9 protein-coding genes and 1 tRNA gene are annotated in these 12,162 nt (G+C 44.7%); 6 read left to right on the top strand and 4 right to left on the bottom strand.

What is annotated here, in order from left to right; genetic code table 11:
- Positions 1-12: 12 nt before the first annotated feature.
- On the top strand, positions 13-750 hold the full coding sequence (locus tag AACQ75_RS13235; protein WP_170888809.1) for an RluA family pseudouridine synthase: 738 nt from the start codon (positions 13-15) through the stop codon (positions 748-750).
- Between the two features lie 29 nt (positions 751-779).
- Positions 780-1,742, top strand: coding sequence for a D-2-hydroxyacid dehydrogenase (locus AACQ75_RS13230; protein WP_170888808.1), 963 nt, complete (start codon positions 780-782; stop codon positions 1,740-1,742).
- Positions 1,743-1,808: 66 nt separating this feature from the next.
- Here AACQ75_RS13230 and AACQ75_RS13225 read toward each other — a convergent pair whose 3' ends face one another.
- The 3 genes from AACQ75_RS13225 to pepA all read right to left on the bottom strand — a co-directional run bounded on the left by AACQ75_RS13225 (position 1,809) and on the right by pepA (position 6,790).
- Positions 1,809-4,670, bottom strand: coding sequence for a valine--tRNA ligase (locus AACQ75_RS13225; RefSeq protein WP_170888807.1), 2,862 nt, complete (start codon positions 4,668-4,670; stop codon positions 1,809-1,811).
- 94 nt (positions 4,671-4,764) lie between these two features.
- The gene (locus AACQ75_RS13220) at positions 4,765-5,214 is read right to left on the bottom strand and encodes a DNA polymerase III subunit chi (RefSeq protein WP_017043380.1); all 450 of its coding nucleotides are present in this window, start codon (positions 5,212-5,214) and stop codon (positions 4,765-4,767) included.
- A 67-nt stretch (positions 5,215-5,281) separates the two neighbouring features.
- Positions 5,282-6,790 (bottom strand): leucyl aminopeptidase, encoded by a 1,509-nt coding sequence (gene pepA, locus AACQ75_RS13215; RefSeq protein ID WP_010318842.1) that lies wholly within the window; start codon positions 6,788-6,790, stop codon positions 5,282-5,284.
- A gap of 189 nt (positions 6,791-6,979) precedes the next feature.
- Here pepA and lptF point away from each other — a divergent pair, with 189 nt between their 5' ends.
- Positions 6,980-8,080 (top strand): LPS export ABC transporter permease LptF, encoded by a 1,101-nt coding sequence (gene lptF / locus AACQ75_RS13210; RefSeq protein WP_013855997.1) that lies wholly within the window; start codon positions 6,980-6,982, stop codon positions 8,078-8,080.
- Between the two features lie 3 nt (positions 8,081-8,083).
- A complete protein-coding gene (lptG, locus tag AACQ75_RS13205; protein ID WP_013855998.1) occupies positions 8,084-9,154 on the top strand; it encodes an LPS export ABC transporter permease LptG in 1,071 nt (356 codons plus the stop codon).
- Between the two features lie 62 nt (positions 9,155-9,216).
- On the opposite strand, the gene AACQ75_RS13200 is transcribed toward lptG, so the two are convergent.
- Positions 9,217-9,738 (bottom strand): RDD family protein, encoded by a 522-nt coding sequence (locus AACQ75_RS13200; RefSeq protein ID WP_161437733.1) that lies wholly within the window; start codon positions 9,736-9,738, stop codon positions 9,217-9,219.
- Positions 9,739-9,891: 153 nt separating this feature from the next.
- Between AACQ75_RS13200 and AACQ75_RS13195 the strand changes: the two genes are divergently transcribed.
- Together AACQ75_RS13195 and AACQ75_RS13190 are read left to right on the top strand one after the other, a co-directional pair.
- Positions 9,892-9,976, top strand: a tRNA-Leu gene (locus tag AACQ75_RS13195).
- Positions 9,977-10,224: 248 nt separating this feature from the next.
- Positions 10,225-11,475, top strand: a complete 1,251-nt coding sequence (locus tag AACQ75_RS13190) for an HD-GYP domain-containing protein (RefSeq protein WP_017045406.1) — start codon at positions 10,225-10,227, stop codon at positions 11,473-11,475.
- Positions 11,476-12,162 lie beyond the last annotated feature (687 nt).

Genomic DNA, 12,162 nt, shown 5'->3' with positions numbered 1-12,162 from the left:
GAGAAACCTTCGATGGCTATGCTTGAATACACGCCGCCCACAGATCCTTGGATTGATATTGTCTATGAAGATGATCAGATTCTCGCGGTGAATAAACCTTCAGGTCTGCTGTCGGTTCCAGGACGCTTGCCTGAGCATCACGACAGTATGTGGAGTCGTTTGGCTGAGCAATATCCAGAGATCCAAGTTGTGCATCGTTTGGATATGTCGACTTCTGGCTTGATGGTGCTGGCAAAAAATAAATACGCGGAAGGGGCATTGAAAAAGCAGTTTCAATACCGTTTAACGCATAAAATTTATTACGCTCGCGTGTGGGGCGTAATGGAGCTTGACGAGGGGGTGGTTGAGTTACCTCTGATTTGCGATTGGCCAAATCGGCCTAAACAGAAAGTCTGCTTTGAAGATGGAAAACCATCAAAAACTTTATATCAAGTAGCGAAAAGAGAAGAAAAAACGACAATTGTACGTCTTTTTCCTGTGACTGGCCGTTCGCATCAATTACGTGTGCACATGCAAGCTTTGGGGTATCCGATTGTGGGTGATGAGTTTTATGCCCCGCAAGAAGCGCAAGATTTTTCCGATCGCTTAGCGCTGCATGCCGCAGAGCTCAGTTTTTATCACCCAAAGAGTCATTGGTTACGTAACCTTTTTGTTGCTTGTGACTTTTATCCCGAAGCACAAGAGCAAATTTTGCAACACTTTGATCCTGAGCGAAAATTACCAGATTACAAAACGTTGCCCCGACCTTAGTGTGATGTGGGTGGCGACAAGGAGCTGATATGTCACTACCCACGGTTGTATTTCTCGATAGGGCCACAATCCCTGCTTATATTCGATTGCCAAGCTTACCTTTTGCTCATCATTGGCTTGAGTTTGACTTTACTTCTGCCGAACAAGCGCTCGATCGCCTATCTCAAGCCGATATCGTAATCACCAATAAAGTGGTGCTGGATAGAGCGTTACTCTCACAATGTCCGAAATTGCGCTTGATTGCTGTGTCGGCCACAGGCGTCAATAATGTCGATGTCGATTACTGTCGTGAAGCAGGCATCGCACTGGTGAATGTTCAAGGCTATGCCACCCGTTCTGTTCCGGAACATGTAGTTGGGATGATTTATGCCTTAAGGCGTAACTTGTTTGCTTATCATCAAGATATTGCCAATGGCGAGTGGCAGCGCAATCAACAATTTTGCTTTTTTACTCATCCGATAGGGGATGTTGCAGGTTCAACGCTTGGTATTGTGGGGAGTGGCGCGCTCGGACAGGCAACTGCAACGTTAGCACGAGCGATAGGCATGCAGGTGATATTTTCTGAACGAAAGGGGGCCAAGTTATGCCAACAAGGTTTTATGCCCTTTGAACAAATGTTAGCGGAGGCGGATGTTGTGAGTTTACATTGCCCATTGAGCGAGCAAACCCGAAACCTGATAGGTGAGAACGAATTAAAGATGATGAAGCCTAATGCATTGTTGATTAACGCAGGCCGTGGTGGTTTGGTTGATGAGCAAGCACTTGTGACAGCATTGAAATCTGGGCAAATTGCTGGCGCTGGAGTGGATGTATTCAGTCGAGAACCAGCGGATAAAACAAATCCCTTACTAGCCAATATGGATTTGCCAAATTTGTTGCTCACACCGCACGTGGCATGGGGTAGTGACTCAGCTATTTCACAATTGGCAACGATTTTGATGGATAACATTGCCGCGTTTGAGCGTGGAGAGCACAAAAATCGCGTCTGCTGATGGCGTGAATAAACAAAAAAGGTCGGTATTTTCACACCGACCTTTTTAATGGTAACGCAATCGCGATTATAGCGCGGCTATGGTCGCTTTCTGTTCTTCCAGTTTAACCAAGGTATCTTGATAGCCATTCAGCTTTTGACGCTCGATAGCGACAACGGCTTCGGGTGCTTTAGCGACGAACCCTTGGTTATTGAGTTTGCCTTCAATGCGTTTGATTTCGCCTTGAGTTTTAGCAATCTCTTTTGCTAAGCGCTCTAGCTCCGCATCTTTATCAATCAAACCAGCCATTGGGATCATCAGCTCAGATTGACCAACCAGCGCCGTTGCACAAGCAGGAGTCTCTTCACCCTCTTCAAGAACGCGTAGAGCCTCCAGTTTAGCCAGTGACAACAGCACCGCTTTGTTCGCTTCTAAACGTGCTACTTCTTGCTTGTTGGCGGCTTTTAGCATCACGTTAAGAGGTTTACCTGGGTTGATATCGTACTCGGCACGCAGGTTGCGAATGCTAGTAATAAAGGCTTTCACCCATTCGATATCATCCAGCGCTGCTTGGTTGAAGTTCGTTTCATCGTACTGAGGCAGCGCTTGCAGCATGATGGTGTCACCTTCAACGCCGTCCACTAATGGCTTAATGCTTTGCCAAATAGTTTCAGTGATATACGGGATCACTGGGTGCGCGAGGCGTAATGTTTTCTCTAATACCGTAATTAATGTACGGCGCGTTGCACGTTGCTGCGCTTCACTGCCTTTCCACAATACGGGTTTAGTCAGCTCTAAGTACCAGTCGCAGAATTGGTTCCAGATGAATTCGTAAAGGGTATTTGCCGCCATATCTAAACGGAAGTTGTTGATATGGTTGTTGAACTCTTTAGCCGTCAATTCAAATTGAGACTCGATCCATTTATCGGCTAACGAATACTCAAGCTCGCTACCTGCGTTAAAGCCACAATCGAGATCTTCGGTATTCATCAACACGTAACGGCTCGCGTTCCAGAGTTTGTTACAGAAGTTGCGGTAACCTTCTAGGCGTTTCATGTCCCAGTTGATATCACGACCGGTTGAAGCCATCGCTGCTAGCGTGAAACGCAGTGCGTCGGTTCCATAAGGTTCGATACCATTTTCAAAGGTTTTACGTGTATTTTTCTCGATCTTGGCTGCAAGCTGTGGCTGCATCATGTTGCCACAACGTTTTTCAACCAGAGACTCAAGATCAATACCATCGATCATATCGATAGGATCAAGCACGTTGCCTTTAGATTTTGACATTTTGTCGCCGTTTTCATCACGGATAAGGCCTGTGACATAAACAGTTTTAAATGGCACTTGTGGTTTGCCATTCTCATCTTTACAGAAGTGCATGGTCATCATGATCATGCGTGCAACCCAGAAGAAGATGATGTCAAAACCAGTAACAAGAACGTCAGACGGGTGGAATGTTTTTAGTGCCTCAGTATTTTCTGGCCAGCCTTGTGTACCAAAAGTCCAAAGAGCAGAGGAGAACCAAGTGTCCAATACATCATCATCTTGGCGCAGTACCACCACTGGGGCTAGGTTGTTTTGTTCGCGCACTTCTTCTTCGCTACGGCCGACATAAACGTTGCCGTCGTTGTCATACCAAGCAGGAATACGATGACCCCACCAAAGTTGGCGTGAGATACACCAATCTTGCACGTCACGCATCCATGAGAAGTACATGTTTTCGTACTGCTTAGGCACAAATTGAATCTCGCCATCTTCAACGGCTTTGGTTGCGACTTCCGCTAGTGGCGCTGTGCGTACGTACCATTGGTCGGTTAGCATCGGTTCGATAACCACACCACCACGGTCACCGTAAGGAATGGTGAGGTCGTGATCTTTGATTTCTTCAAGCAGGCCGAGAGCATCAAATTCAGCTACGATGGCTTTACGTGCCGCAAAGCGCTCCATGCCTTGGTACTTAGCAGGTAGATCGCTGCTGTAAGCGTCACTTGGTTCACCATTGGTGTTGAACACTTCGGCGGCGTCACGAATGTTGGCATCAAAGGTGAAAATGTTGATCATCGGCAGTTGGTGGCGCTTACCGACTTCATAGTCATTGAAATCGTGAGCTGGGGTGATCTTCACACAGCCTGTGCCTTTTTCCATGTCGGCGTGCTCATCGCCCACGATAGAAATGCGACGATTGACGATTGGCAGCATGATCTCTTTGCCGATCAGAGCTTGGTAGCGTGGATCTTCAGGGTTAACCGCTACGCCTGTGTCACCCAGCATGGTTTCAGGACGAGTGGTCGCAACAACAATGTAGTCTTTACCATCTGCTGTTTTTACGCCGTCAGCCAGTGGGTAACGGAAGTGCCACATGTGACCTTTGACGTCTTTGTTTTCTACTTCTAGATCAGAAATTGCAGTGTGCAGTTTTGGATCCCAGTTCACAAGACGTTTACCACGGTAGAGTAAATCTTCTTGGTAAAGGCGAACAAACACTTCTTGAACGGCATTGGATAGGCCCGCATCCATAGTGAATCGTTCACGATCCCAGTCTACCGATGCGCCAAGGCGGCGAAGCTGTTTAGTGATGGTTCCACCTGATTCGCCTTTCCACTCCCAAATTTTGTCGATAAACGCTTCGCGACCGTAGTCATGCTTGGTTTTGCCTTCTTCAGCAGCAATTTTACGTTCAACCACCATTTGGGTAGCAATACCGGCGTGGTCTGTACCCACTTGCCATAAGGTATTTTTGCCTTTCATGCGTTCGCAGCGGATCAAAGTATCCATAATGGTGTCTTGGAATGCGTGACCCATATGAAGGCTACCAGTGACGTTCGGCGGTGGGATCATGATGCTGTATGCTTCTTTTGATGTATCACCGTGAGGCTTAAAGTAGCCGTTCTCTTCCCAAGTCTGATACAGAGCTTGTTCGATTGCTGTTGGGTTATATGTCTTTTCCATAGTGCTCTTAAATGGATACTGTGAATGGTTAATCTTAGTCAAACTTCATAAGTGAAGGATCTTGTTAAAGATCGCCTTAACTATAAGGTTTGACCTATGGATGTTGGATCTCGATTGTTTGCAATTGGTAGCCAGCTTGACGGTAGATTTTATACCTTTCGCGTGCTCGTTGCTTTGCTTTTTCTTCGCAGGGGACGAAGTCTACCACCTCAGCAAAGGCGTTCGCAAAGGTTGTATGATTATCCGCCACATTTATTACCAGTTGACGATTCCAATTGGGTTTGACGTTGGGGTAGCCAATCTCGATATGAGTAGAGTATTTCGGGCCTTCACCCACCAGATTGTGCGCGACAAACTGTTCTGCAGGTACTTGCCATAAATGTTCGGCAAACTGTTCAGCGTGAGTTTTATCATCACAATGCAGATAAATTTTTGCCCCTTGTTTGGCGAAGTGATGAGCCAGAAATAGGACATATTGCTCAAAGCCTGCCAGCGTTGCTTGAGGGCTTTCTTCGTTCACAATGTAAAAGGTGGCTCGCTGCATGTTGTCACCTACTATCTAATCGCTCATCAACAAAAAAGGGCCTTGCGGCCCTTTTCACATTTTGAGGTTATTCCTCAGACTCTTGGCCGCTGCGGTTCAATAAGAACTGGACGAGCAATGAGACGGGACGACCTGTTGATCCTTTTGCTGCACCTGACTTCCATGCCGTGCCAGCAATATCCAAATGCGCCCAGTTATATTTCTTAGCAAATTTAGATAAGAAGCAGCCTGCGGTAATCGTACCACCAGGGCGACCACCGATGTTTGCCATATCAGCAAATGGGCTCTTTAGCTGCTCATGGTACTCGTCGGCCATTGGTAGACGCCATGCGCGATCACTTGCTTGTTCTGAAGCATTAACCAATTCATGCGCCAATGGGTTGTGGTTTGAAACCACGCCACTGATGTGGTGACCTAATGCAATCACACAAGCGCCAGTTAGTGTCGCCACATCTACCACGCAATCGGGTTCAAAACGCTCAACGTAAGTGAGTGCATCACATAGAACTAAGCGACCTTCGGCATCGGTATTGAGTACTTCAACCGTTTGGCCAGACATAGTCGTGAGAATGTCACCAGGGCGATAGGCATTGCTGCCTGGCATGTTTTCACAACCGGCTAAGATACCCACGACATTTAATGGCAATTTCAATTTAGCCAATGCTTTCATTGCGCCAAAGACTGACGCCGCACCGCACATGTCATACTTCATTTCATCCATGCCTTCGCCTGGTTTTAATGAAATACCGCCGGAATCAAACGTTAGGCCTTTACCCACCAACACAATTGGTTTTGCATCTGGATCTGGGTTGCCTTTGTACTCAATGACCGACATCATCGACTCATTTTTTGAGCCACGACCGACGGCGAGATAAGAGGTCATGCCCAACTTTTCCATCTCTTCTTCACCAATGATTTTGGTGGTGACGCTCTCGTAGTCGTCCGCTAAGCGGCGCGCTTGAGATGCAAGATAAGCTGGGTTGGCAATGTTGGGTGGCATATTGCCGAGATCTTTCGACGCTTTCACACCGGATGCAATCGCAAGGCCGTGTGTAATCGCGCGCTCACCTAAGTTAAGCTCACGGCGAGTCGGTACGTTAAAGACAAGTTTGCGCAGTGGGCGGCGAGTCTCAGGTTTCACGCTCTTGAATTGATCAAAGGTGTACAGACCATCTTTCGTTGCTTCAACCGCTTGGCGTACTTTCCAATAAGTATCGCGGCCTTTAACGTGTAGTTCAGTCAGAAAACATACGGCTTCCATTGAACCCGTTTCGTTCAGTGTGCTGATGGTTTTTTGAATGATTTCTTTGTACTGACGTTCGCCTAATTCGCGCTCTTTACCACAACCTACCAGTAAAACGCGTTCAGACAGAACACCAGGGACTTGATGCAGCAGTAGCATCTGGCCGGGTTTACCCTCGAGATCACCACGGCGAAGTAGTGAACTAATATAGCCGTCGCTGATTTTATCAAGCTGCTCTGCTACTGGAGAAAGGCGGCGTGGTTCGAACACTCCAACAACGATACATGCGCTACGTTGTTTCTCTGGACTGCCACTTTTTACACTGAACTCCATGCGTACTCCTACATCCTGAAGACAAATAGAACTAAATGTTAGATAATGCGCTCTTAGTGGTTGAATCCGAGTTTGGATCTACTTTTAATTGAACGCCTAACAGTTAGTGAAAATTTTAAAAATAAAAGGTTCAACGGGAAATTATAGTGATTCAATCAAAAAAACAAGTTTTGTATAGGTAATTTCAGCGTGATTATTGTTAGATATTTGATCCGCGAGACACTCAAGAGCCAATTTGCGATCTTTTTCGTACTGTTTCTCGTGTTTCTTAGCCAACGATTTATTCGCGTTTTGGCTGAAGCTTCCGATGGTGACATTCCAGCACGAATGATCTTATCTATTGTAAGTTTAAATATGCCCGCAATGGGGTTATTAATGCTGCCTTTGAGTTTGTATATCGGCATCTTACTGACTTTTGGGCGTTTGTACGCAGAAAGCGAAATTACGGTGATGAATGCCACTGGCATCGGCAATAAATTTTTGATCCGTGCTGCACTCTATTTGGCTTTGATCACTTCAGGTGCTGCAGCATTTAACGCATTCTGGTTGGCGCCTTGGAGCCAAGACAAAGAAGCACAATTAATGGAGCAGCTCGCAGCAGAAAATAGTGTTGATTTGCTACAGAAAGGACAATTTCAACGCACACCAGATGGTTCCTCAGTAGTTTTCATCGAAAATATTGAAAACAAAAAACTGCATAATGTGTTTGTTGCGCAGCTTGCACCAAAGGATTCGATACTCCCGAGTGTGATGTTCTCTAATTCTGGTGATGTTAAAGAGCTCAGTGATGGCCGTCAGATGATCACCATGTATGACGGGATTCGCTATGAAGGAGTGCCAACACGCGTTGATTATATGATCACAAAATTTGACGAATACGAAGGTTTAATTGGGCAGCGTGAAGTTAAACCCAAAGGACGTGATTGGGAGGCGTTACCGACATCCAATCTGCTTTCCAACCCGGATCGAAGAGCGAAAGCTGAGTTGCAATGGCGAATTTCTCTGGTGATTTGTATTCCGTTACTCACCATGCTGGTGGTCCCTTTGTCGGCGGTTAACCCTCGGCAAGGACGCTTTGCGAAAATGGGACCTGCAATCTTAATTTATTTGGCCTATTTTATGGCCATCAGCGCAACCAAGTCCGCCATTGAAGATGGCTCACTTGCTACGGTGATCGGTATGTGGCCAATCAATGCTGCGTTACTTTTGGCGGCGATTTCAGTGAATATCATGGACAGTGTGCCAGTGCGGCGCTTCAAAGATAAACTAAGACTAAAGAAGGCAGCATAACGCGTGTTTAAGATTTTAGATTTATACGTTGGCCGTACTATTGTTGCGACAACCTCGCTAGTGCTGGCGACCTTTGTTGGTTTGTCCGGCATTATCAAATATGTTGAGCAATTGAGAAAAGTCGGGGAAGGAAGCTACGATTTACTGCAAGCTTTACTGTTTGTGGTGTTGAGCATTCCTCGTGATATCGAGATGTTTTTTCCTATGGCCGCCTTACTCGGTGCGTTGATTGGGTTAGGTATGTTGGCATCAAGTTCTGAGCTCGTTGTCATGCAAGCTGCGGGGTTTTCTAAGCTTAATATCGGTATGTCGGTATTAAAAACCGCAGTGCCATTAATGATCATTGTCACCTTGCTTGGCCAATGGGGAGCACCCCAAGCGCAGAAGATGGCGCGAGATCTGCGCGCTTTTTCTCTCTCTGGCGGTAGTATTGTTTCAGTGCGTAGCGGTGTGTGGGCTCGCGATGTGAATGATTTTATCTTTATTGGTAAAATTGATGACAACAAACTCTATGGCTTAAATATGTGGCGCTTTGATAACAATAAGAGTTTGCAAAACATCCTTTTTGCCGAAGAGGTGGATTACGATAAAGACAATCAATGGGTAATGAAAAATGTTCAAATCACCGACATGCGCGATGATGTATTGATAACAAAGCAAACATTACCCGAATATCGTTGGACGACTTCATTAGCTCCAGACAAACTAGCAGTGGTCACGGTCAAGCCTGAAGAGTTGTCACTGAGTGGCTTGTATGATTATGTCAGCTATTTAAAAACGTCGGAGCAAGATGCTTCACGGTACGATCTGGCGTTGTGGCGTAAAATTACTCAACCTTTTTCTATTGCTGTGATGATGCTAATGGCACTATCGTTTATTTTTGGGCCATTGCGCAGCGTTACTATGGGCGCAAGGATTTTGTCAGGCGTGATTGCAGGCTTTACATTTTATATTTCCAGTGAGTTTTTCGGCCCACTGAGTCTTGTTTATGGTATCCCACCAGTGTTTGGTGCCGTCGCACCCAGTTTGGTGTTTCTCAGCGTTGCCGTAATGTTGTTAAGACGAAAACTCTAAAAATGACAGGTAAGAACTATTAACAAAAAGGAAGGGCAAACCTTCCTTTTTGTTATTCCGACTCAATTAACTTTAGGAAGTACCACTACTTTCGTTTTGGCCCAAATATCTTGGAACCCTCTTTTTTGTTGATCAAAGGGTACGGTGAGGTTTGCCAAGCCAAAGCCTGAGGTGAACAAACGTATTAAAGCTTGCGTGACGCTGATTGAATTTCCATCTTGTTCGTTAATTATCAAAAGTCGCCAAGCACGCATCCCTAATGTCTGGCCTGCTCTTGTCCAGAAAAAGACGAAGAAGTAGACCCAGACAGCGGCAAGGTAAAATGTGTAAACATAGCTCCAAATGGGATGACGAGTGAGAAGGTCGCTGACATCTGCATACGAGCCATAGCTCATCACATTCAACGCAACGAGAGCTTCTAATATAGCAACGACAACACCAGCAGCCATCATCTCAAGAGCAATGATGATTAATGCATCGTAAATGAGCGCACCAAATCGGCGTAGTAATCCGGCAGGCGGTAGAGAAATAGAGTTACTCATCATATCTAAACATCTTTTGTATTCGCGAAATTGCAGCAGCATATAGCCTCGAAGAGGATCTGAAAAGAGAAGAGACGCACAGCTTGAAGGTTTGTGGCGAAAATATCGGCAAACGATTTGTATTTCAATATTTTGTTATTGCGCCAATAACTTTCTTACGTATAATGCCAACCATCAAAGGGCAATGCCCAAGATGCCGGTGTGGTGAAATTGGTAGACACGACGGATTCAAAATCCGTTTCCTTCGGGAGTGGCGGTTCAAGTCCGCCCACCGGTACCATAATTTAAACAACAAAGCCTCGACGAAAGTCGGGGCTTTGTTGTTTTTGTCCTCGAAATAATAGTCCACTATCTTAGATAAATGGGACTCTTTTGATAGCCTTCACATACTTCTATATTGAACAGCGCACATTTCTCGCTTCTAGCCATACACATTTATATCAACACTACTAATATGTAGTTGATGAACTTTTGAGTGGCTTCTTTTAAACTCATTAACTACTTAGTACTTAAGGTGTTATATAAATTGTGGCAAGCATAAAAATCACAGTAGATAGATTGCAGCCTGGCCTGCACATTAAGTTGCCCGTAAAGTGGAACGAACACCCCTTTCTTTTTAATAGCTTTAAGATTAAATCCCAAGAACAGATTCAATTGATAAAACACTTGGGGATTCAACATGTTTATATCAATCCTGCGCAAAGCGATACTCAACCCTTACCTGTCAATACGCAGCCGGAAGCCATAGAAGAATCTTCAGAGATGGAGAGTGAGGCTGAAAAATTGTGGGAAGAGAAGCAGAAACGGATTGAAAAGTTGAACGCATATCGTAGGCGAGTTCTAAACTGTGAAAAAGAGTTTGAGCGTTCTCTATCCCGTATGCGTGCGGTAATGAACAAGATACGCAATCGGCCAGAGGATGCGATAGATGAAGCTTCAATTTTGGTTGAAGATATTGTCGATAAGCTACTGAGTGAAGATAGCGTTACGCTGCATTTAATGAATGGCAAAAGTGAGTTTGAAGACATCTACTTTCATTCACTCAACGTTTCGGTCATTGCAATGATGATAGGAAAAGCGAAAGGGTATGATGCTCAAAAAATCAAAGAACTTGCTTTTGCTGCGCTGTTTCATGATATAGGCAAAATTAAGGTTCCCACCGCGATTGTTAGAAAGAAAACAACACTGACAGAGCCCGAACAAAATTATCTCAAATTACATACTAAGTATGGTTTGGATATTGCGAGTCATATCGATAGCTTTCCAGAAAGTGCAAAGAGAGTAATAGAACAGCATCATGAACTTAATGATGGCAGTGGGTATCCGCTTGGTTTAAAGGAAGCGGCTATTGATGAGCTTTCACAGGTCATTACGGTCGCGAATGTATTTGATAATTTGTGTCATCCCAATATCGTTGCAGAGCAGAAGATTCCTTATATTGCACTTTCCTATATGTATAAGCATTGTAATCACTTATATAGTAACGAAAACTTAAACGTATTGGTTAAATTTATGGGTGTTTTCCCTCCAGGAACCGTTGTTCAGCTTTCTAACAATATGGTTGGGTTAGTCATCTCCGTAAACGCCAGCCACTTACTATATCCTAATGTATTGATTTACGACCCTTCGGTTCCGCGAACCCAAGCGCCCATTATTGATTTAGCTGATCGAGATTTGAAAATTGTTAATGCTATTCTTCCGCATAAACTTCCGGATAAAATCCGAGACTATCTTAACCCACGCTCTAGAATCTCTTATTTCTTCGATAGTGATGAGTAATATGCTTCTTTGTACTGCCTCAGTGCGAGCTTTCATTGACGAAGAAAAGCACGCAATATGAAGTGTGTCACCTCAATGCTCTGGTGATAACAAGGAGATTTAGAGAGGGAAATAGGTCGCTAATTAATCGATATTTAACGCTTTGGTGTCTTTTTGTTCACTTGAGCTATCAGAAGGTACTTTTTTCTAAAAACCGCTTGCACTCATCTTCGTTCTCCCTATAATGCCGCCTCACTGACACGGCACAGCCAGTAAGGGTTCAAGCCCAATTAGCCAGCCAATCAGTAGGTCAAATCGGTAAGACGAAATAATTTAATAAAGTGTTTGACACTTTTCATTATCTCGCTAGAATGGCCGCCTCTTCAAAGGAAGCCTCGGCAAGCCAGAGAAGAACGCTCTTTAACAATATAAACCTATCAATCTGTGTGGGCACTCGTTGATGATAATCAAAAAAGATTTATCAATGAACTGAGTGACCAATCAGAATCAAGTTTACTTGATTTTGGCACAGTCAATTCATTGTTGTTCTGTTGGAACAACAATAGCTTTAAAATTACGTCTTACTTTCGAGTAAGAGCAGTTTTGAAGTCAGTATTCATTGAGCCGGTCTTAGGACCAACAAAACTTTAATTGAAGAGTTTGATCATGGCTCAGATTGAACGCTGGCGGCAGGCCTAACACATGCAA

The sequence above is a fragment of the Vibrio sp. B1-2 genome (genome assembly GCF_963888445.1).
GTDB lineage: Bacteria > Pseudomonadota > Gammaproteobacteria > Enterobacterales > Vibrionaceae > Vibrio > Vibrio anguillarum.
This window is presented reverse-complemented; position numbering and strand designations above follow the sequence as displayed.

Coding starts and splice junctions, on each gene's coding strand:
- AACQ75_RS13235 (WP_170888809.1), top strand. CDS start 13: ATGGCTATGCTTGAATACACGCCGCCCACAGATCCTTGGATTGATATT.
- AACQ75_RS13230 (WP_170888808.1), top strand. CDS start 780: ATGTCACTACCCACGGTTGTATTTCTCGATAGGGCCACAATCCCTGCT.
- AACQ75_RS13225 (WP_170888807.1), bottom strand. CDS start 4,670: ATGGAAAAGACATATAACCCAACAGCAATCGAACAAGCTCTGTATCAG.
- AACQ75_RS13220 (WP_017043380.1), bottom strand. CDS start 5,214: ATGCAGCGAGCCACCTTTTACATTGTGAACGAAGAAAGCCCTCAAGCA.
- pepA (WP_010318842.1), bottom strand. CDS start 6,790: ATGGAGTTCAGTGTAAAAAGTGGCAGTCCAGAGAAACAACGTAGCGCA.
- AACQ75_RS13200 (WP_161437733.1), bottom strand. CDS start 9,738: ATGCTGCTGCAATTTCGCGAATACAAAAGATGTTTAGATATGATGAGT.